Here is a 19987-nt window from a genome sequence, read left to right as displayed (position 1 = left end):
TGCCCTTGTCACTTGCATTTTGAAAGTTACATCCCTACTTTCGAACCATGCAGCCCAAATCCGCCTCCATCCAGGAATGTCCCGTCGGCCGCGCCGTGGAGACGGTCGGCGAATGGTGGAGCATTTTGATCCTGCGGGATGCCTTCCAGGGCGCAACGAAGTTCGACGATTTTTCGCAAAGCCTCGGGATCGCGCCGAACATCCTGTCGCGACGGTTGGCCCATCTCACCGAAAGCGGCATGTTCGTCCGCCGCCGCTACAATGAACGGCCGCCGCGCTATGAATATGTGCTGACGGACAAGGCGCGGGACTTCTTCCCCGTGGTCGCAACCCTGCTCGCCTGGGGCAACAAGCATCTCGCACCGAAGGGCGAAGCGATCCTGCTCGCGAACCGGCACGATCGTCGTCCATTCAATCCGGTCGTGGTCGATGCCGCCGACATGCAGCCGATCACGCTCACCAATGCGGTCATCATCGCCGGTCCCCGCGCCAGCCGTGTCATGCGCAAACGGCTGACCTCGCTCAAAGCCATGAACCCGGCCGTCGCGCCGGCTGGAGACTGACATGCGTCGTATCGTCGTGACGGGAATAGGCGCGGTGTCGCCGCTTGGCTGCGGTGTCGAGCTGTCCTGGCGCCGGCTGCTGGCCGGTCAAAGCGGGCTGCGCCCGCTGCCGGAATGGTCGCAGGCGCTGCCCGCACGCATTGCCGGCCTCGTGCCCGACAAGGCCGATGACGTGGACGGCGGCTTCGATCCCGCGCAGGCCGCCGCGCCGAAAGACCAGCGCAAGATGGACCGCTTCATCCTGTTCGCGCTGCTCGCCACCGCAGAGGCGGTTGCGCAGGCCGGCTGGACGCCGCAGGACGCTGCGGCTTTGGAGAGGACTGCGACGATCATCGCCTCCGGCGTCGGCGGCTTTCCGGCGATGGCGGAAGCGGTGCGCATCACCGAACAACGCGGCCCGCGCCGGCTGTCGCCGTTCACGATCCCCTCCTTCCTCGCCAATCTCGCGGCCGGCCACGTCTCGATCAAATACGGCTACAAGGGAGCGCTGGGCACACCGGTCACGGCGTGCGCCGCCGGCGTTCAGGCGATCGGCGATGCCGCGCGCATGATCCGCGCGGGCGAGGCTGATGTGGCGATCTGCGGCGGTGCGGAAGCCTGCATCGACATCGTCAGCCTCGGCGGCTTTGCCGCGGCCCGCGCACTATCGAGCGGGTTCAATGACGCGCGCGCCTCGCGCCCGTTCGATCGCGACCGCGACGGTTTTGTCATGGGCGAAGGCGCCGGCATCCTGGTGATCGAGGAGCTGGAGCATGCATTGGCGCGCGGCGCGACGCCGATCGCGGAGATCGTCGGATACGGCACGACTGCCGACGCCTATCACATGACATCGGGTCCGCCTGACGGCGACGGCGCCCGGCGCGCCATGGAGATCGCGCTCCGGCAGGCCAAGCTTGCGCCTGCCGATTTGCAGCATCTGAACGCGCATGCAACGTCAACACCGGCCGGCGACGAGAGCGAGCTTGGCGCGATTGCCGCGCTGTTCGGTCGTCACCGCGGCATCGCCGTGAGCGCGACCAAATCGGCCACCGGCCATCTGCTCGGCGCCGCCGGAGGGCTCGAGGCCATCTTCACCGTGCTCGCCCTGCACGACCAGATCGCGCCGCCGACCCTCAACCTCGAGAACCCTGATCCGGGCGCGGACGGCATCGACATCGTCGCCGGTGTGGCGCGCCCGATGCCGATGCAGCACGCGATCTCGAACGGGTTCGGCTTCGGCGGAGTGAATGCCAGCGTGATCTTCCGCCGGATGGGCTGAACGACGGGCCTTGCAAACGACGGGCCTTGCAATCGCGGCAAGCATCGCTACCAAAGCAGGATGATCAACACGAATTTCTGGCTGTTCCTGGCCGCAGCTTGTCTCATCGCCGCCGTTCCCGGCCCCGGCATTTTCTACGTGGCGGCACGGACCCTGTCGGAAGGGCGCGCCAGCGGTTTTGCATCGACCGCGGGCACCGCGCTCGGCGGGCTGGTTCATGTGATCGCAGGCAGCCTCGGCATCTCTGCGATCATCCTTGCCAGCGCCGAGCTGTTTGCCGCCGTGAAATTTGTCGGCGCGCTCTATCTGGTCTGGCTCGGCATCAGGACTTTTCGCGGCGCCAGCCGCGCGCTGTCATTCGACAGCGAGCCCATCGGCGACAAGCAAGCCTTTCGCGACGGCGTGCTGGTCGAGGCGCTGAACCCGAAGACCGCCGCCTTCTTTCTCGCCTTCATTCCGCAGTTCCTCGACCCGGCGGGATCGAACCCGACGCTGCAATTCATCATGCTGGGTGCGATTTCGGTGACGCTGAACACGCTCGCCGACATCGTGGTGGTGCTGATGGCCTCCGCGACACGCACGCAGTTGATCGGAAGGCCGCAGCTGATGCGGCGTCTCACCCAGGGTTCCGGCGTCTTCATCGCAGGGCTCGGGCTGTCGCTGGCGCTGGCGCGGCGGCCGGTGAATGGATAGCGCCACCATGCTCGCCCCGCAAAGCCGCATCTACGAGTCTCACGGCCTGCGGCTGCACTATGCCGACTGGGGCAACGATGGCGCGCCCGTCGCCATCCTGGTCCATGGCGGGCGCGATCACTGCCGGAGCTGGGACGTCATCGCCCGGTCGCTGCAGCCGCATTTTCACGTGCTCGCACCCGACCTGCGCGGGCACGGCGATTCCGACTGGACCAAAGGCGGCAGCTACGCGCTGACGGAGTATGTGTACGATCTCGCCCAGCTCGTCCGTGCCGTCGCGGCCCCTCAAGTCACTCTCATCGGCCATTCCATGGGCGGCATGGTCTGCCTGATCTTTACAGGGGCATTCCCCGAACAGGTCTCGAAGCTGGTCGTGCTCGACGGCGTGACGATGTTGCCGGATACACCAAAGCCGCCGGTACACGAGCGGATCGGCAAATGGGTCGGTCAGCTCGACAAGCTGCACGACCGCGCACCGCGCCGCTATTCGACCCTCGAAGACGCCGCGGCGCAGATGGTCCTTCACAACAAGCGGCTGTCCCGCGACCTTGCGCTGCATCTCGCCACCCACGGCGCGCGGCAGAACGAGGACGGCACCTATAGCTGGAAGTTCGATCCCTACCAGCGCGCCTCTGCGCCGCACCGGCTCTGGCCGGACGATCACATCGCGCTGTGGTCGCGCATCACCTGTCCGACGCTGCTCTTGAATGCCGGCGAAAGCTTTCTGGCTGGCGCGAGGGCCGCGGGCCTGGAGCGCTACTTTCCGCAGGCGCGTGTCGAGACCATCGCCGGCGCCGGACACTGGCTGCAACATGACAAGCCGCAAGAGGTGTTGGGCGAGATCCGGCGGTTTCTCGGGCTGGCCTAGCTCAGCGTCCCCGCGTGCACCCACCAACCCGAATGATCCCTGCGGATCTTCTCGGCGGCGGCATGCGCCTCGGCAAATGCGCCATAGATCGCAAAACACGTCGCACCCGAGCCGGACATGCGGGCGAGCTTGACGCCGGCGGAGCCACGCAAGGCTTCCAGCACGTCGCCGATGACAGGCTCGATGCGCATCGCGGGGGCTTCGAGATCGTTGGCGACGGTCTCGAGCGTGTCGACCCAATCGGCAATGGAGGCGCCCTCGCCCGGCCAGGCCGGACCGTCGAAGACGGACGTGGCGCCGACCAGGAGTTCGCCGCTGCGCAGGCCCAGCGCCTGAAACACATCCTTGGTCGCGACCGGCACGCGCGGATTGACCATCACGCAGGGCATGCTCGGCAACGCCAGCGGCAGCAGCTGTTCGCCGACACCGGTCATGTCACAGGCGCGCGAGAACAGACACACCGGCACGTCGGCACCGGTCGCAAGCGCAACCTTCTGGAGGCGGGCGTCGTCGAGCGACAGATCGTTGAGACGCGCCAGCAACCGCAGCGCCGCCGCGGCGTCGGCCGAGCCGCCGCCGATGCCGGCGGCGACCGGGAGCACCTTGTCGAGCGCGAAGGCGCCCAGCTTCAGGTTCGGGACGGCTTCGGCCAGGAGCTTGGCCGCCTTGAACACGAGATTGTCGGCCATATCGCCGCAGGCCGCCGCGAGCGGCCCCGTCGTGGTGAGCTTCAGCTCGCCGCCGGGCTCCAGCGTGAGCCGGTCGGCGCAGTCGGCAAAAGCGACCACGCTTTCGAGATCATGATAGCCGTCGGCACGACGGCCGACCACGCGAAGGCTCAGATTGACCTTCGCGCGCCCTTCTTCAATCAACGCCGGCATAGACGACACGCCCCCAACTTCAACTCGCTCAGCCGCCCTTGCCGTCGTCCTTCTTCTTCTCCTTCTCCGCCTGCGCAGCCGAGGAGTTCGAATTGTCGTCGGTCATTCCGTTTGCAATCTTGGCCTCGATCTTCGGAAGCTCATCCGCTTCGGGCTTGAGATCGCGGGCGTGCGCCCACTGGAACTTGGCTTCCAGCGTGCGGCCGACACGCCAATAGGCGTCGCCGAGGTGATCGTTGATGGTGGGATCCTCAGGCTTGAGGTCGATGGCGCGCTCGAGGTTCTTCACCGCGTCCTCGTAATTGCCGATGCGGTAATAGGCCCAGCCAAGGGAGTCGACGATGTAGCCGTCATCCGGGCGCTGCTCGACCGCCCGCTTGATCATCTTCATGCCTTCGTCGAGATTGATGCCCTGGTCGATCCAGGAATAGCCGAGATAGTTGAGGACGTGGGGCTGGTCGGGCTGCAGCTCGAGCGCCTTCTTCATGTCGGCTTCGGCCTTGCCCCACTGCTTGGAGCGCTCCTCGCAGATGCCGCGATAATAATACCAGACGCTGTTGGCCTTGTCGTTGCCGGCCGGCAGCACGTCGACGCCTTGCGAATAGGTCGCGCCGCATTCGCCAAACTTCTTGCGGCCGCGCTCGATGTTGCCGAGCGCCATGATGGCTTCGAGATCCTTGGAATCCTCAGTGGTGACGCCCTTGAGGATCTTGATCGCCTCGTCGGTGCGGTCGGCGGAATCCAGATCGATGGCGAGCTGAATCTGGGCGTTGCGCTTGAGCGGCGAGGACGCCGGCACGCGCTCGTAGACCTTGATCGCCATCTGCGGCCGCTTCACCGATTCATAGAGATCGGCGAGCGAGAGCAGCGCCAGGGGATGGGTGGGCTGGAGGTAGAGTGAGAGCTGGAGATAGACCAGCGCCAGATCCTCGCCGCCGCGGCGGGTCAGTGTGGCGCCGATGCCGTAGAGCGCTTCGGCGGCGCCGGCTTGCGCGCTATCGACCAGCGGCGGCATCTTCTTGCCGGCCTTGGTGTCGCGCAATCCTTCCACGATCAGCGGATGGCGGGCGAGCTTCTTATCGAAAGCCTGGTAGACCGTGGTCGCGGCGGCCGAGTCCTTGTTACGCGACAGCCAGCGCGCATAGGCCTCGGTGACACGCAACATGGAATCGTCGAGCTTGTAGGCACGCTCGAACCGAGTGCCAGCGTCCTTCTCCTTGCCGGCGAGCTCGAGGATCATGCCGGCATGGAGATCCTTGAACAGCGGATACCATTCCGGACCGGCCAGCTTGTCGATGGTGGCGACACCGCCCTTGGCATCGCCCGCACCATAGGCGGCCCAGCCCGACAGCAGCGTGGCGACAAGATCGGTGATCGGACCGCGGATCGACTGGTTGATGTTGGTCTGCGCCGTCGCATACTTCTTGAACTTGAGATCGTGCACCCCGACGACGAGGCGCGCAACGCGGTTGGTCTTGTCGATGGTCAGGATGCGCTCGGCGAGCTTGACGGCCTCGTCGATGTCACCGTCGGCAACCGAGGAGATGAAGGCCCGGTCGAGCAGCTCGTTGTTCTTGGGATCGGTGCGCAGGGCCGAGCGATAGAACGCGGCGGCGGAGGCCGCATCGCGCTCGACGCTGGCGTGGCGGGCGGCGAGATAGCTGCCGGAAGTGGTCAGCGCCTTCAGATCGTTTCGGGTCGGAAACTGCGCCGCCGTGTCGGACGGATGATCCGGCGTCTGCGCCAGGACCCTGCCGGGGACCGTCGCGATCGCTGTGCCCATGAGGGCGATGGCGGCAACAGTCCAGCGGTTGAAACGATTTGAAAACATCAGGGCTCGCCTTGAGTTGGTAGTGCCTGGGTCTGAAGAAGGCCGTATCGCATGCGAACGCGGCCGGTGGCATGGGGACCCGGAACCGTCGGGCCAACAATGCCGCTTTTGGCGCTTCACCGCAAGGATTCGGGCCGGGCGATCCCCTCCGCACGCCCCAAATCGGCCAAGTGACCGGTCAAGAGCGCCCCAAGACGCCGCCAGTATGGCCTTATCGTGACCACGGAGCGGGACCGCGGCCGGGTTCTCACGCGAACGTGCGTCGCAGGGCCAAGGTCACGCAATATTGGTCGCCTTGGGCCTTGGTAACCTGGATTGCGGCTTGCTGACCCCGCCTACATCGCCTCGTAGTTCGGACCGCCGCCGCCCTCCGGGGGAACCCAGGTGATATTGCCGTTGGGGTCCTTCACGTCGCAGGTTTTGCAGTGGACGCAGTTCTGGGCGTTGATCTGGAAGCGCGGACCCGATCCTTCCTCGATCCACTCATAGACGCCGGCCGGGCAATAGCGATTCGACGGACCTGCAAACACGTCATGCTCGGAGGTCTTTTGGAGGTTCATGTCCGTGACCTTGAGATGGACCGGCTGGTCCTCCTCATGATTGGTATTGGACAGGAACACCGACGAGAGCTTGTCGAAGGAAATCTTGCCGTCCGGCTTCGGGTAGGTTCTCGGCGCGTGGGTCTTGGCCGGATCGAGCGTCGCGCGATCGGGCTTCGCGTGCGACTGGGTGCCGAACAGTGAGCCGCCGAAGAGCGTGTTGCACCACATGTCGAAGCCGCCGAGCGCAACGCCGAGCACCGTGCCGAACTTCGACCACAACGGCTTGACGTTGCGGACCAGGAACAAATCCTTGCCGACCGAGGAGGAGCGCCAAGCGTTCTCGTAGTCGACGATCTCGTCATTGGCGCGATCGGCGGCAATGGCGGACGCAACGTGCTCGGCGGCGAGCATGCCCGTGCCCATCGCGTTGTGCACGCCCTTGATCCGGGGAACGTTGACGAAGCCGGCCGCGCAGCCGATCAGGGCGCCGCCGGGGAAGCTGAGTTTCGGGACCGACTGATAGCCGCCCTCGGTGATGGCGCGCGCGCCATAGGCGAGCCGCTTGGCACCTTCGAAGGTGGAGCGGATTGACGGATGGGTCTTGAAACGCTGGAACTCGTCGAACGGTGACAGATACGGGTCGTCGTAGTTGAGATGCACGACGAAGCCGACGGCAACGAGGTTGTCGTCGTAGTGATAGAGGAACGAGCCACCGCCGGTCTTCAGATCGAGCGGCCAGCCAAACGAATGCTGGATCATGCCCTTCTGGTGCTTGGCGGGATCGATCTGCCAGACTTCCTTGAGCCCGATGCCGAATTTCGCCGGCTCGCTCTTGGTATCCAGCGCGAACTTCGCGATGAGCTGTTTGGTCAGGCTGCCGCGCGCGCCTTCCGCGAACAGCGTGTACATGCCGAGCAATTCCATGCCACGGGTAAAGGAGTCCTTGGGCTTACCGTCCCGGCCGATGCCCATGTCGCCGGTGGCGATGCCCTTCACCGCGCCCTGCTCGTCATAGAGCACTTCGGCGGCGGCAAAGCCCGGATAGATCTCGACGCCTAGCGCTTCCGCTTTGCGCGCCAGCCAGCGGCAGACATTGCCAAGCGAGCCGATATAGCAGTGATGATTGTCCATCAGCGGCGGCATGATGAAGTTAGGCAGCCTAATCGCGCCGCCGCCCGTCATCCAGTAGAAGCGGTCGTCCTTCACCTGGGTCTTCAGAGGACAATCGGAATCCTCGCGCCAGTCCGGCATCAGCTTGTCGAGCCCGGCCGGGTCGATCACGGCGCCGGAGAGAATATGCGCACCGACCTCGGAGCCCTTCTCCACCACGACGACGTTGAGATCGGCATTGATCTGCTTCAGCCGGATCGCCGCAGCCAGGCCCGAGGGGCCTGCGCCGACGATGACGACGTCGAATTCCATGGATTCGCGCGCGGGAAGTTCTTCGGTGCTCATCTGATCTCAGCCCTTGAGACGGTCCTTGGTCGATTGCGCCCTCTTGTTTCCGATTTTTCCGGGTAGGACAACCTCGGAAATGCGTTTCGCCGGGGTGCAAGGCGCCCCAAACTGGACTAATAGTCAGACTTTCCGATGATCCCAGAACCCGCACCCACGGTCCGAGAGCTTCTCGCCTTCTATCTGGAGGCAGGAGTCGATTGCACGCTCGCGGAGGAACCGATCGACCGCCTGGCGGAATTGGATGTTCCACCTCCGGCCCCGCGCGCGCCACCTCCGGTCGAGGCCCCACGGCCGGCCGCCGCGCCGGCAGTGTTGCGCGGCGAGGCGGCCCCCGCGCCCGACATCGCGATCGCCTCGGCGCGCGAGGCCGCACGCACCGCGCCGACCTTGGAGGCGCTGCGCGAGTTGATGCAAAGCTTTGACGGCTGCGCGCTGAAGCACACGGCGACGCGGTTGGTTTTCGCCGACGGTAATCCGCAGGCGCGCATCATGTTCGTCGGCGAGGCACCGGGCCGCGACGAGGACATCGAGGGGCTGCCCTTCGTCGGGCGCAGCGGCAAGCTGCTCGACTTGATGATCGGAGCCATAGGCCTCAACCGCACCACCGCCTACATCGCCAACGTGATTCCCTGGCGGCCGCCCGGCAACCGCACGCCGACGCCGCAGGAGACGCAAATCTGCCTGCCCTTCATCCAGCGCCAGATCGAGCTGGTGAATCCGGATGTGCTGGTGACGCTCGGCAATCCCTCGACGCAGACGCTGCTGTCGACCCGCGAAGGCATCATGCGTACCCGCGGCCGCTGGTTCGATTACGAGACGGGCGGGCGCACCATTCGCGCGCTGCCGACCTTCCACCCCGCCTATCTGTTGCGCTCGCCGTCGTACAAGCGGCTCGCCTGGCAGGATCTGCGCGCGATCGCGAAGGTGCTGGCGGGCGCGTGAGGAGGCGTACGACCTCTCCCCGTCATTGCGAGCGCAGCGAAGCAATCCAGAATCTTTCCGCGGAGGGACTCTGGCTTGCTTCGTCGCAAGGGCTCCTCGCAATGACGACGGAAAGAGCGAGCGACTAAGTCCCCTTCGGCCGCACGATGGCCCAGCCGATGCGCAGCAGTTGCTGACGGCCGGTCACCAGCCATTCGAAGGCGCGCGGCACTTCCGGCACGATACCCGGGAAGCGCGCGAGAATGTCCGGCGGCGGGGTGCCCGCGGTGTCGGAGGCACGCCAGACCACGACGCCGCCGGTCTCGTTGAATTTGGCCTGATTGATCCACGGCGTGCGTGAAGGCTGGGCATCGATGAACAGATGCGGCCGGCCGGAATGCAGCGTGATCAGGCTCGCAAGCTGGGTCTCGCCGGCCACCGCGCGCAGGCGATGATTGGTGCGGCGGGCAAAGCTCTCGTCGAAGAAGTCCGAAATCGCGCGCGCCGGCATCGAGGTCGCGATCTCGTTGGCACCGGTCCACGGCAGCAACAGGACGGCGAGCGCGACGCCGATTGCGGGCGCAATGACGGCGGCCGCCCAGACCATCCGCAGCATCCTCGCGCGGCGCATCGCGATGAGATCGCCGGCCCCCACGACCACGGCGAGCCCCGACAACACCAGCACGACGCCGGCGCCGCCGACGACGGCGTCGAGGCCCAGCAGGCCCGAGATCAGCACCGCGCCGAGCGCCGGCGCCAGCGCGAAGAAATAGACGAAATTGCGCGCGAGCGGCTCGACCGGCGGGCGGTAGATAATCGGCGCCTCCTCGTTCTTGGGAACGAACAGGCCGGTGTTGAGCACGGTCAGCGCCGGGATCGCCGCCGCACCGAGCAGGAGCCCCCCGAGCAGCCAGGCCGCGTGAAGTGCGCGGGCATTGAGCTCGCTGACCGCAGGCAAGGCCGGCAGGACAAACGCCTCGGCGCGCATCAGCCAGACGGCATAGGGCAATGCCAGCACGGCGACCACCACAAGCGCAAACAGCGGGTCGAATGCGCGCAGCGTGGGGCGGCCGTCCGCGGTTGCGAGCGCGAAGACGACGATCAGCAGCAGCAGGAAGATCGCAGCCGGCGTCGTCAGCAGCAGGAGGCCCGCCTCGATCGACCACGCAAACCAGGCGTTGCCGCGGCGCTGCCCGATGATCTGCCAGGAATGCAGCAGCAGCAGTGCCCAGAGCGGCCGCGCGAGCACCAGCGGGCCGAAGTCGAGTACGGGCGAGGAGAAGGCCAGCAGCGTCATGGTCAGCAGCACGGCCAGCACTGCCTGCTGGGCGCCGACCACCGCGCGGGACAGATGATAGAGCGCGATGAAGGTCGCGACCCCACAGAGCTCCGCCAGGACGTAGACGCCGAACACGTGGCCGCCGGCAGCGCGATAGGCGATGTCGGCGAGCCAGACCGGCAAGGGCGGGCCCAAATCAGTGCCGACCTGGTATTCGCGGCCGAAGGCCAGCAGAGTCGCGAGGCTGCCGGGCGGGTTGCGATAAAACACCAGCGCCACGAACAGCCACATCGCGGCCTGGAGCAGCACGGCGATCCAGACGATCAGCCGCGGCCGCGCGCGAATGAGCTCGATGACCAGGGAGGTAAACCGCATGCAACGTCCGAAAGATGCAGCCAACCCGTGAAGCCGGCCCTATTCGCTCACGACTATTTTGATAGAGGGCGCGACGCGTCGTGGCAACCGAGTCTCGTCTAGAGATTTGCCGACACGTCGATTTCCGAGCTCGTGTCCACCTGCAGCTCGATCTCGGTCACCGCAAACAGATCCTGCGCCGGCTCGACCGTCCAGGGCATGTGCTTGGCGCGTGCGGCGGCGACGGGGGCGAAGAAGCTGCGGTGGTGGACGGTGGGGCCGAGGCGGTTGAGTGCATCGAGGTGCTCGGGCACGGCGTAGCCCTTATGCTGCTCGAAACCGTACCCGGGGCAGTCCTGAGCCAGCGCGCACATCAGGCGGTCCCGCGTCACCTTGGCGACGATCGAGGCCGCTGCGATCGACAGGACGATGCCGTCGCCGCCGATCACGGCCTCGCAATCGCATGCCGTGTCGAGCCGGTCGCGGCCGTCGACGAAGACGTGCCGGGGCTGCTGGGGCAACGCCACGACGGCGCGCTTCAGCGCCCACAGCGAGGCACGCAGGATGTTGTCGCGGTCGATGCGGGCGCGCGAGGCGACGGCCACCGAGACCTGGGCGGTGGCGCAGATCTTGTCGAACAGCCTTTCGCGCTCCTCGGCGGTCAGGCGCTTGGAATCGTCGATGCCGCGCGGAATGCGGTCGGGATCGAGAATCACCGCCGCCGCCACCACCGGACCGGCCAGCGGCCCGCGGCCGGCCTCATCGCAGCCCGCCACCGGCCAGACGCCGCGCTTGATCAGCGCGCGCTCGCGGCGGAAGCTTGGGGCGACGATGATGGCGCTCTTGCTGCCGGCCAGCGCCTTGGCGATTTTTTTGGGCGCAGCCTTCTCGTTCTTAGGCGCTGCCTTCTTGTTCTCAGGCGCAGCCTTCTTGGGCGCGCCTTTGGCCGGCTTCTTGGCGGATTGATCCCGAATCATGGCCGGGATCGTGCGCAAGCGGCATGACCTGCGCAACCGGGAACCTCGGACAATTCCCGTTATTCAAGTCAGCCGCCCTATTCCGCCAGATGCACCCGTCGGTCCGCGCCGACTTCGACGCCGGGCGCGGCCACGACTTCCCAGGGATGGCCGTCAGGATCGGCGAAATAGCCGGAATAACCGCCGTAGTCGGTCTCATGCGCGGCCTTCAGCAGCGCGGCGCCCTTGCTGACGGCGAAGGCCAGCACCGCGTCCACCTCCTCAGGCACGCGGCAGTTCCATGCGAGCGTCATGCCGCGAAACGTCGATGGCCTCGGATGATCCGGCAATTTGGCGTCGACCGCGAGCTGATCCCAGGGAAATAGCGCCAGCACCGGACCGCCGGTGTCATAGAACGCCACGGCCTCGCCGGTCACCTTGAGCCGGCGCGAGAAACCAAGCGCGTCGTAAAAGGCAATACTGGCGCGGATGTCGCTCACGCCCAGCGTGATGACGGTGAGCCGCGGGATCGGGGCTGGCAGTTCCTTACTCATGCGACGCCTCTCCCACTTCGTCCCTCAGAACAGGCTGAGCTGATCGCCGTTCCGCTTCGGCTTGGCAAAATGATCCGTCGTCAGCTTGGAGCGCCGCTTGTTCAGCCCCAGCCTGTCGCAGGCGATCTCGAAGCGGCGACCGATGGTCCAGGCTATCGGGCCGGTGCCCTTCATGCGCTCGCCCCATTTCGCGTCGTAGTCGCGGCCGCCGCGCATGTCGCGGATCAGCGTGAAGACGTGGCGATAGCGGTCCGGATAGTTCGCCATCAGCCATTCACGAAAGAGATCGCGCACCTCGAGTGGCAACCGCAGCAGCACGTAGGAGGCTTCCTTGACGCCGGCATGGGCGGCAGCATCCAGGATGCGTTCGATCTCGGAATCGTTCAGCGCGGGAATCACGGGCGCGACCATGACGGTGGTCGGAATGCCGGCCTCGGAAAGCTGCTTCAGCGCCTCCAGCCGCTTCGGCGGCGTGGACGCCCGCGGCTCCATGGTGCGCGCCAGCTTCGGATCGAGCGAGGTCACGGAGATGCCGACCTTGGCGAGGTTACGTTTGGCCATGCGCGCGAGAATGTCGATGTCGCGGGTCACCAGCGCCGACTTGGTGACGATCCCGACGGGATGGCCGGCGCGCTCCAGCACCTCCAGAATGCCGCGCATGATTTTGCGCTCGCGCTCGATCGGCTGATAGGGATCGGTGTTGGTGCCGATCGCGATCATCCGCGGCTCGTAGCCCGGCGCCGCAAGCTCCTTCTCGAGCAGCGCCGGCGCCTCGGGCTTCACGAACAGCTTCGACTCGAAGTCGAGCCCCGGCGACAGGCCGAGATAGGCATGCGTCGGCCGCGCGAAGCAATAGACGCAGCCGTGCTCGCAGCCGCGGTAGGGATTGATCGAACGGTCGAAGCCGATGTCGGGAGATTCGTTGCGGGTGATCACCTTGCGCGAGGTGTCGATCCCGACCGTGGTCTTGAACGGAGGCAGTTCTTCAAGGCTCTGCCAGCCATCGTCGAATGCGACGCGCGCCTCGGCCTCAAAGCGGCCGCTGGCGTTGGACTGCGCGCCCCGGCCTCGCCTGCGCTGGCGGTCGATGGCGACCGCCAGCTCAGGGAAGTCAGAAGGCGCACCCGCCGGCTCGGAGGGCGCCGTGACCGGCGGGTGCTTGAGAGCATGAGAGGATGCTGGACTCATGAAGCCAAGATAGCACGTCGAAGGAACAAATCAAGAACACAAACCAAAAACGTGAAAACAACCCCATGCACAGTAGAGCTGCCCAAACTTCGCGCGCCCGCTTTTGACCTCACGCAACAGTGGCGTCACGGCGATCTCGTTTGATGCTGCCGAAGGATCGATCTCGCCGGAACTCGGTTGGTGACGATCCCGGGTGAAGGTCGGCAGGAACATGACAAATCAACAACAATTGGCCGCAGCGAGCAGCGACCTCGATCTGCTCGACCGCTATTGGCGCGCCGCGAACTATCTCTCCGTCGGGCAGATTTACCTGCTGGACAATCCGCTGCTGCGCGAGCCGTTACGGCCCGAGCACATCAAGCCGCGTTTGCTCGGCCATTGGGGCACGACGCCCGGTTTGAACTTCATTTATGCCCATCTCAACCGCGTCATCCGCGCGCTGGACCTGAGCGTGATCTATGTGTGCGGTCCCGGCCACGGCGGCCCCGGCATGGTCGCCAACACCTATCTCGAAGGCAGCTACAGCGAGATCTATCCCGATATCGCGCGCGATACCGACGGGTTGCGCAAACTGTTCAGGCAATTCTCCTTCCCCGGCGGCATCCCGAGTCACGCGGCGCCGGAGACGCCGGGCTCGATTCACGAAGGCGGTGAGCTCGGTTACGCGCTGGTGCATGCCTATGGCGCGGCATTCGACAATCCCGACCTGATCGTCGCCTGTGTCGTCGGAGACGGCGAGGCCGAGACTGGCCCGCTCGCGGCGTCCTGGCACTCCAACAAGTTCCTCAATCCTGCCCATGACGGCGCGGTGCTGCCGATCCTGCATCTCAACGGTTACAAGATTGCCAACCCAACCGTGCTCGGCCGGATGCGCGACGACGAGATCCGCGATCTCTTCCGCGGGCTCGGCCACGAGCCGCTATTCGTCGAGGGCGACGATCCGAAATTGATGCACCAGGCCATGGCGGACGCGCTCGACGTCGCGTTCGCCAGCATCCGGTCGATCCAGCAGCACGCCCGCGACGGCCGCAAGAGCGTCGAACGCCCGCGCTGGCCGATGATCGTGCTACGCAGCCCGAAGGGCTGGACCGGCCCCAAGGAAGTCGACGGCAAGAAAGTCGAGGGTTTTTGGCGTGCACATCAGGTGCCGGTTGCGAACTGCCGCGACAACCCGGCGCATCTGAAGATTCTCGAAGACTGGATGCGCAGCTACGAGCCGGAAAAGCTATTCGACGCGAACGGCGCGGTCGTTGCCGAGCTCCAGGCGCTCGCGCCCGAAGGCAATCGCCGCATGGGCGCCAATCCGCACGCCAATGGCGGCCTTCTGAAGAAGGAGCTGAAGCTGCCGGACTTCCGCAGCTTCGCCGTCAAGGTCCCTCAGCCGGGCGGCGTCGTGGCGGAGGCAACCCGCGAGCTCGGCAAATTCCTGCGCGACGTCATCCGCCTCAACGCCGAGGCCCGCAACTTCCGCATCATGGGCCCGGACGAAACCGCCTCAAACCGGCTCGATGCGGTGTTCGAGGCCACCGAACGCGTCTGGATGGAACCGACAAAACCTTACGACGTGCATCTCGCCCAGAACGGACGCGTGATGGAAGTCCTGAGCGAACATCTCTGCCAGGGCTGGTTAGAGGGCTACCTGCTCACGGGCCGGCACGGCTTCTTCTCCTGCTACGAGGCGTTCATCCACATCGTGGATTCCATGTTCAACCAGCATGCCAAATGGCTGAAAGTGACGCGGCATCTGCCGTGGCGACGCCCGATCGCCTCGCTCAACTATCTGCTGACATCGCATGTCTGGCGCCAGGACCACAACGGCTTCAGCCATCAGGACCCCGGATTCGTCGATCTCGTCGCCAACAAGAAGGCCGATATCGTCCGCATTTACTTCCCACCGGACGCCAACACGCTGCTGTGGATCGCCGATCACTGCCTGCGCACCTATGACCGCATCAACGTCATCGTGGCCGGCAAGCAGCCGGCGCCGCAATGGCTGTCGATGCAGGAGGCAGCCACGCACTGCGATGCCGGCATTGGCATCTGGAGCTGGGCCGGGACGGAAGACGCGAATGGCGAGCCCGATGTCGTGATGGCCTGCGCCGGCGACGTGCCGACACTGGAAACGCTCGCCGCCGTCGACCTGCTGCGCAAGGCGCTGCCCGAGCTGAAGATCCGCGTCGTCAACGTCGTCGACCTCATGACGCTGCAACCCAGGGAGCAGCACCCGCACGGCTTGTCCGACCGCGACTTCGACGGCCTGTTCACGCGCGACAAGCCGGTGATCTTCGCCTATCACGGCTATCCCTATCTGATCCACCGGCTGACCTATAATCGGACCAACCACGCGGGCATGCACGTCCGCGGCTTTGCCGAGGAAGGCACCACGACGACGCCGTTCGACATGGTCGTGCTCAACGAGCTCGACCGCTATCACCTCGCGATCGAGGCGATCGAGCGCGTGCCGGGGCTCGCGACCAAAGCGGCGCAGGTGAAGCAGCAATTCCGCGACAAGCTGATCGAGCATTCGCGCTATGTGCGCGAATACGGCGAGGACATGCCGGAAATCCAGGAATGGGTCTGGCAGAACAGCGCCGGCGGCAACACGCCGGCGGAGGCAGGCGACTGACAGCAGCCATGTTGAACACCGTTCTCGTTCTCAATTCGGGATCGTCGAGTATCAAATTCGGCCTGTTCGAGATCTCGGCGGCCGAGCCCACCCCGCTCTGCAAGGGCCTGCTCGACGAGCACGAGACGAAGCCGCGGCTCGTCGTGAAGAGCCCCGCGGGCGAAGACCTGTTCCAGCAAGGGAGGGAATCATCGGATGCGGATAGCGATCATCTGTTCGCCGACATGCTCGGCTTCATCGAGGATCGTTTCGGCGACCATCGCTTGCGCGCCGTCGGCCATCGCGTCGTCCATGGCGGTCCGGACTATTCCGCTCCGGTCGAGCTGACAGACGATGTCACCGCAAAGCTGGAGGCGTTGACACCGCTGGCGCCGCTGCACCAGCCGCGGTGTCTGGCGCCGGTCCGCGCCATCAGGGCGATCAGGCCCGACCTGACGCAGATTGCCTGCTTCGACACCGCTTTCCACCACGGCATTGCGCCGCCCGCCAGCCGCTTCGCCATTCCGCGACGTTATGAGGAGCGCGGAGTCCGGCGCTACGGATTTCATGGCCTCTCGTTCGAATATGTCGCGGGACGGCTCGCCCGAATCGCGCCGCAGCTCGTGGCCAAGCGCACCGTGATCGCGCATCTCGGCAATGGCGCGAGCCTGTGCGGCTTGCGCGACGGCCGCAGCATCGACACCACGATGGGACTGACGCCGCTCGACGGGCTGGTGATGGGCACGCGGTGCGGCAGGATCGACCCGGGCGTGCTGCTCTATCTGCAACAGCACGAGAAGATGTCGGTCGACGATGTCCAGCACCTGCTCTACCACGAATCGGGCCTGCTCGGCGTCTCCTGCATCGCGTCGGATATGCGGACGCTGCTTGCGAGCAGCGAAGCTGCGGCACGGGAGGCGGTCGAGCTCTTCACCTTCCGCGCCGCGCAGGAGGTGGCGGCGATGGCGACGACGCTTGCCGGGCTGGACTGCCTGGTCTTCACCGGCGGCATCGGCGAGCATGCCAGGGAAATCCGCAGAGCGATCGGTGAGCGTCTCGACTGGCTCGGTGTGCGCATCGATGCGGCTGCGAATGATGCGGCGCGCGAGCGCATTAGCGGTGACGATAGCGCAGCCGATGTCTTCGTCATTCCAACGAATGAGGAACTGATGATCGCACGACATTGTGCGGCGGTGCTACGAACAGCAGGTTGACCGGCGTTCATTCGAAGCCCTCGTCAGCAGCGTGATTGCACGTTTTTCCCGCTCTCGCGCTCGTCCGCTATCGCGTCCTTCCTCTTGCGGGATTGCGAACGGCCGGCCCGCCGCGCAATATTACGGCTAACCTCCGGATTAATACGGAGAGGATAGGCTGGGGCCGACACATTGGCGATATCGTGGCCCGTACGGGACAAATTTGGATGCGACAGCCGCGGCGGTTTACCATCGTATACCGAAGCGTGGCCGGAAAGTTGCACTCGGCAGCGCCACATGTTTTATGACGCCCTGATAATGAGCTACGCTTCTCCCGAAGTGTGGACACTGAAGCCTCAATCATGCTGAGCGTCATCATTCCGACCGAAGGCGTCGAGCAGACGGCGGTCGCAACTCTGGCCGCGCTGGTACCCGGTGCCGCCGCAGGCATCGTCCGGGAAGTGCTCCTCGTCGATGGCACCCGCAATGGGGTCATCGAGCGCGTTGCCGACGTCGCGGGCTGCCGTTTCATCGGCTTCGAAGGATCGACGCAGGGCGCCGCGCTTGCCGCCGGCGCACTCCAGGCCCGTTCGTCCTGGCTGATGTTCCTCCCCGCCGGCGCCGTGCTGGAAACCGGCTGGATCGAGGAAACCGCTCAGTTTATCCAGTCCGTCTCGACCAGCGGCCGGGATCGTGCAGCTGTCTTCCGCTATGCCCGCTCACCCTACGCTGATGCCGGCTTCCGCGATATCCTCTGGGCCCTGATGCGCAAGCTCGTCGGTCCCTTCGGCGATCAGGGACTTTTGATCGCGCGTGATCACTACGACCGCATCGGTGGCTACCCGCCCCAAGCCCGCCGCTCCGAGGCGCGGTTGCTCCGGCGGCTCGGCCGCTCGTCGCGGATCATGCTGCGCAGCCGGATCGTCATGGTCGGCTGAAGCACTTCAATACTTGCCAAAGTCAAATAATTATTTGACAATGGCAAGTATCGAGGTGAGCCATGTCAATTAACGGTACCGATGACCACGTCGCAGCGGTTCGCGCCTTCAACCGCTTCTACACCCGCAAGCTTGGCGTGCTCGACCAGCACCTTGGCAAGAGCCCGTTCTCGCTCAGCGAGGCCCGCGTGCTCTACGAGCTCGCACAACGGGACGACCTTGCCGCAAAGGAGATCGGCAACGAGCTTGGCCTCGACCCCGGCTATCTCAGCCGTATCGTGCAGAGCTTCGACGAAAAGGGGCTGATCACCCGCAGGCCCCTGCCCGCGGATCGCAGGCAATACCAGCTCAGCCTCACTGCCAAGGGGCGCCAGAGCTTTGCCAAGCTGAACCTGGGCTCGCAAAACGAAGTCGCCGCAATGCTGGCTCAGCTTTCGGCCAGCGATGCAACGCGGCTCACGCAGGCTATGGCGACCATCGAAGCTGTGCTGGAGCATCGAAGCCAGCCCGCGGCTTTCATGCTGCGCAGCCATCGCGTCGGCGACATGGGCTGGGTCATCTCCCGACAGGCCGCCGCCTATGCGGCCGACTACAACTGGGATATCAGCTACGAGGCCCTGGTCGCCGAGATCTGCGCACAGTTCATCAAGAACTATGACGCCGCGCGCGAGCACTGCTGGATTGCGGAAGTGGATGGCGAGCCGATCGGCTCGATCTTTCTGGTCAAGGCCACGGACGAGATTGCCAAGCTGCGCCTGTTGCAGGTGGAGAAGAAAGCGCGGGGACTCGGTGTCGGCCGCGCGCTGGTCGAGCAATGCATCCAGGGCGCACGCGAGAGGGGCTACAGCAAGATGACGCTGTGGACGCAAAGCATCCTGGTCGCCGCGCGGGGCATCTATCAAAGTGCAGCCTTCAACCTCGTGAAGACCGAGCCGCATCACAGCTTCGGGCAGGATCTGATTGGGGAAACGTGGGAGCGGGATCTCTGACGCTTCAACAGCGGGCGAGATGCGCATAATATGTGCTCTCGCCCCTTGCGGGGGAGGGCAGCGACGCTGGTAAACACAAGCTCAGTTGGGTGAGGGGTTGTCTCCGCAAGCATCTGTGCAAATGGACAGAGACCCCTCATCCGGCACCATAGCCGAAGCTTCGCTTCGGCGTTCCTTAAGAACGGCGGCCGAAGGCCGCCTATGCCACCTTCCCCCACATCCGCCTTCGCTAAAGCTTCGGCGGACATGAGGGGAGAAGGAATGTCCAACTACACCGTCGCGCCCCGCGCCTTCGTCCGGCGCAGGTGCTCGTCCAGCCGCGGCATGATCTCGACGAAATTGCAGGGACGCGTGCGGTAGTCGAGCTGGGCTTTGAGGATGCCGTCCCAGCCGTCGCGGCAGGCACCGGGCGAACCTGGGAGGCAGAAGATGTACGTTGCGCCCGCGACGCCGGCCGTGGCGCGGCTCTGGATCGTCGACGTGCCGATCTTGGCGTGGCTCAGCATGTGGAATGCGATCGAGAAACCGTCCATGCGCTTCTCGAACAAGGGCTCGATCGCCTCCGGCGTGACGTCGCGCCCGGTGAAGCCGGTGCCGCCGGTGGTGATGACGACGTCGACGCCTGCCTCCGCAATCCAGCGGCGAATGACGGCGCGGATCGTCTCGACGTCGTCGGTGACGATCTCGCGCGCGGCGAGATGATGGCCGGCCGCAAGGAGACGGTCGGCCAGGGTCTGGCCGGATTTATCATCCGCGAGCGCGCGCGTGTCGGACATGGTGAGCACCGCGATGTTGAGCGGGACGAACTGTTTTGCTTCGTCGATGGAGGTCATTGCAACGCACCTTCTTCACAGACCACTGACGTCATCCTGAGGTGCGCGCTGTTGCGCGCCTCGAAGGATGGGCCACGGGCTCG

General features: G+C 65.3%; 18 protein-coding genes. 9 read left to right on the top strand and 9 right to left on the bottom strand.

Annotated elements, in window-relative coordinates; all coding sequences use genetic code 11:
* Positions 1-47 precede the first annotated feature (47 nt).
* Genes N551_RS0121410 through N551_RS0121395 form a run of 4 tightly spaced genes read left to right on the top strand, consistent with a single transcriptional unit; the run spans position 48 to position 3382 of the window.
* Complete coding sequence (locus N551_RS0121410) at positions 48-563, top strand: helix-turn-helix domain-containing protein (protein WP_027568612.1); 516 nt, start codon at positions 48-50, stop codon at positions 561-563.
* A gap of 1 nt (position 564) precedes the next feature.
* Positions 565-1821 carry a beta-ketoacyl-ACP synthase II gene (gene fabF, locus N551_RS0121405; protein WP_027568611.1) on the top strand — a complete coding sequence of 419 codons (1257 nt, stop codon included), beginning with the start codon at positions 565-567 and terminating at the stop codon, positions 1819-1821.
* 60 nt (positions 1822-1881) lie between these two features.
* Positions 1882-2514, top strand: a complete 633-nt coding sequence (locus N551_RS0121400) for a LysE family translocator (protein ID WP_027568610.1) — start codon at positions 1882-1884, stop codon at positions 2512-2514.
* 7 nt (positions 2515-2521) lie between these two features.
* Entirely contained in the window at positions 2522-3382 is an 861-nt protein-coding gene (locus N551_RS0121395) for an alpha/beta fold hydrolase (protein ID WP_027568609.1), read from the top strand.
* On the opposite strand, the gene N551_RS0121390 is transcribed toward N551_RS0121395, so the two are convergent.
* The 3 genes from N551_RS0121390 to N551_RS0121380 form a co-directional block, all read right to left on the bottom strand.
* Complete coding sequence (locus N551_RS0121390) at positions 3379-4263, bottom strand: 4-(cytidine 5'-diphospho)-2-C-methyl-D-erythritol kinase (protein ID WP_027568608.1); 885 nt, start codon at positions 4261-4263, stop codon at positions 3379-3381. The genes N551_RS0121395 and N551_RS0121390 overlap by 4 nt on opposite strands.
* 28 nt (positions 4264-4291) lie before the next feature.
* Positions 4292-6094, bottom strand: coding sequence for a tetratricopeptide repeat protein (locus N551_RS0121385; RefSeq protein ID WP_027568607.1), 1803 nt, complete (start codon positions 6092-6094; stop codon positions 4292-4294).
* 335 nt (positions 6095-6429) lie between these two features.
* Positions 6430-8091: an electron transfer flavoprotein-ubiquinone oxidoreductase gene (locus tag N551_RS0121380; RefSeq protein WP_027568606.1), complete on the bottom strand. Its 1662-nt coding sequence runs from the start codon at positions 8089-8091 to the stop codon at positions 6430-6432.
* A 135-nt stretch (positions 8092-8226) separates the two neighbouring features.
* On the opposite strand from N551_RS0121380, the gene N551_RS0121375 reads away from it, so the two are divergent.
* On the top strand, positions 8227-9036 hold the full coding sequence (locus N551_RS0121375) for a uracil-DNA glycosylase family protein (protein ID WP_027568605.1): 810 nt from the start codon (positions 8227-8229) through the stop codon (positions 9034-9036).
* Positions 9037-9160: 124 nt separating this feature from the next.
* Here N551_RS0121375 and N551_RS0121370 read toward each other — a convergent pair whose 3' ends face one another.
* The 5 genes from N551_RS0121370 to N551_RS38955 form a co-directional block, all read right to left on the bottom strand.
* Positions 9161-10669 carry a glycosyltransferase family 39 protein gene (locus tag N551_RS0121370; protein WP_027568604.1) on the bottom strand — a complete coding sequence of 503 codons (1509 nt, stop codon included), beginning with the start codon at positions 10667-10669 and terminating at the stop codon, positions 9161-9163.
* A 98-nt stretch (positions 10670-10767) separates the two neighbouring features.
* Positions 10768-11625, bottom strand: a complete 858-nt coding sequence (locus N551_RS0121365; RefSeq protein WP_027568603.1) for a ribonuclease HII — start codon at positions 11623-11625, stop codon at positions 10768-10770.
* 77 nt (positions 11626-11702) lie between these two features.
* A complete protein-coding gene (locus N551_RS0121360) occupies positions 11703-12158 on the bottom strand; it encodes a VOC family protein (RefSeq protein ID WP_027568602.1) in 456 nt (151 codons plus the stop codon).
* Positions 12159-12182: 24 nt separating this feature from the next.
* Positions 12183-13346, bottom strand: coding sequence for a PA0069 family radical SAM protein (locus N551_RS0121355; protein ID WP_027568601.1), 1164 nt, complete (start codon positions 13344-13346; stop codon positions 12183-12185).
* Positions 13347-13376: 30 nt separating this feature from the next.
* The gene (locus tag N551_RS38955; RefSeq protein WP_197031178.1) at positions 13377-13559 is read right to left on the bottom strand and encodes a hypothetical protein; all 183 of its coding nucleotides are present in this window, start codon (positions 13557-13559) and stop codon (positions 13377-13379) included.
* Here N551_RS38955 and N551_RS0121350 point away from each other — a divergent pair.
* The 4 genes from N551_RS0121350 (at position 13558) to N551_RS0121335 (ending at position 19071) form a co-directional block, all read left to right on the top strand.
* Entirely contained in the window at positions 13558-15972 is a 2415-nt protein-coding gene (locus N551_RS0121350) for a phosphoketolase (RefSeq protein WP_035962985.1), read from the top strand. The two genes, N551_RS38955 and N551_RS0121350, sit on opposite strands and share 2 nt — an antisense overlap.
* Before the next feature lie 8 nt (positions 15973-15980).
* Positions 15981-17165: an acetate/propionate family kinase gene (locus N551_RS0121345; protein ID WP_027568599.1), complete on the top strand. Its 1185-nt coding sequence runs from the start codon at positions 15981-15983 to the stop codon at positions 17163-17165.
* Between the two features lie 341 nt (positions 17166-17506).
* On the top strand, positions 17507-18082 hold the full coding sequence (locus N551_RS0121340) for a glycosyl transferase (RefSeq protein WP_027568598.1): 576 nt from the start codon (positions 17507-17509) through the stop codon (positions 18080-18082).
* A 62-nt stretch (positions 18083-18144) separates the two neighbouring features.
* Positions 18145-19071 carry a helix-turn-helix domain-containing GNAT family N-acetyltransferase gene (locus tag N551_RS0121335; RefSeq protein WP_027568597.1) on the top strand — a complete coding sequence of 309 codons (927 nt, stop codon included), beginning with the start codon at positions 18145-18147 and terminating at the stop codon, positions 19069-19071.
* A 269-nt stretch (positions 19072-19340) separates the two neighbouring features.
* Here N551_RS0121335 and moaB read toward each other — a convergent pair whose 3' ends face one another.
* Complete coding sequence (gene moaB / locus N551_RS0121330; RefSeq protein WP_027568596.1) at positions 19341-19904, bottom strand: molybdenum cofactor biosynthesis protein B; 564 nt, start codon at positions 19902-19904, stop codon at positions 19341-19343.
* Positions 19905-19987 lie beyond the last annotated feature (83 nt).

This window comes from Bradyrhizobium sp. URHA0013, assembly GCF_000518345.1.
Classification (GTDB): domain Bacteria; phylum Pseudomonadota; class Alphaproteobacteria; order Rhizobiales; family Xanthobacteraceae; genus Bradyrhizobium.
This window is presented reverse-complemented; position numbering and strand designations above follow the sequence as displayed.

What these genes read in the sequence shown, in the direction of transcription:
- N551_RS0121365 (WP_027568603.1), bottom strand. Translation starts at nt 11,625, where the DNA reads ATGATTCGGGATCAATCCGCCAAGAAGCCGGCCAAAGGCGCGCCCAAG.
- N551_RS0121390 (WP_027568608.1), bottom strand. Translation starts at nt 4,263, where the DNA reads ATGCCGGCGTTGATTGAAGAAGGGCGCGCGAAGGTCAATCTGAGCCTT.
- N551_RS0121335 (WP_027568597.1), top strand. Translation starts at nt 18,145, where the DNA reads ATGTCAATTAACGGTACCGATGACCACGTCGCAGCGGTTCGCGCCTTC.
- N551_RS0121370 (WP_027568604.1), bottom strand. Translation starts at nt 10,669, where the DNA reads ATGCGGTTTACCTCCCTGGTCATCGAGCTCATTCGCGCGCGGCCGCGG.
- N551_RS0121345 (WP_027568599.1), top strand. Translation starts at nt 15,981, where the DNA reads ATGTTGAACACCGTTCTCGTTCTCAATTCGGGATCGTCGAGTATCAAA.
- N551_RS0121400 (WP_027568610.1), top strand. Translation starts at nt 1,882, where the DNA reads ATGATCAACACGAATTTCTGGCTGTTCCTGGCCGCAGCTTGTCTCATC.
- moaB (WP_027568596.1), bottom strand. Translation starts at nt 19,904, where the DNA reads ATGACCTCCATCGACGAAGCAAAACAGTTCGTCCCGCTCAACATCGCG.
- N551_RS0121375 (WP_027568605.1), top strand. Translation starts at nt 8,227, where the DNA reads ATGATCCCAGAACCCGCACCCACGGTCCGAGAGCTTCTCGCCTTCTAT.
- N551_RS0121380 (WP_027568606.1), bottom strand. Translation starts at nt 8,091, where the DNA reads ATGAGCACCGAAGAACTTCCCGCGCGCGAATCCATGGAATTCGACGTC.
- N551_RS0121350 (WP_035962985.1), top strand. Translation starts at nt 13,558, where the DNA reads ATGACAAATCAACAACAATTGGCCGCAGCGAGCAGCGACCTCGATCTG.
- N551_RS0121340 (WP_027568598.1), top strand. Translation starts at nt 17,507, where the DNA reads ATGCTGAGCGTCATCATTCCGACCGAAGGCGTCGAGCAGACGGCGGTC.
- N551_RS0121360 (WP_027568602.1), bottom strand. Translation starts at nt 12,158, where the DNA reads ATGAGTAAGGAACTGCCAGCCCCGATCCCGCGGCTCACCGTCATCACG.
- N551_RS0121395 (WP_027568609.1), top strand. Translation starts at nt 2,522, where the DNA reads ATGCTCGCCCCGCAAAGCCGCATCTACGAGTCTCACGGCCTGCGGCTG.
- N551_RS0121355 (WP_027568601.1), bottom strand. Translation starts at nt 13,346, where the DNA reads ATGAGTCCAGCATCCTCTCATGCTCTCAAGCACCCGCCGGTCACGGCG.
- N551_RS38955 (WP_197031178.1), bottom strand. Translation starts at nt 13,559, where the DNA reads ATGTTCCTGCCGACCTTCACCCGGGATCGTCACCAACCGAGTTCCGGC.
- fabF (WP_027568611.1), top strand. Translation starts at nt 565, where the DNA reads ATGCGTCGTATCGTCGTGACGGGAATAGGCGCGGTGTCGCCGCTTGGC.
- N551_RS0121410 (WP_027568612.1), top strand. Translation starts at nt 48, where the DNA reads ATGCAGCCCAAATCCGCCTCCATCCAGGAATGTCCCGTCGGCCGCGCC.
- N551_RS0121385 (WP_027568607.1), bottom strand. Translation starts at nt 6,094, where the DNA reads ATGTTTTCAAATCGTTTCAACCGCTGGACTGTTGCCGCCATCGCCCTC.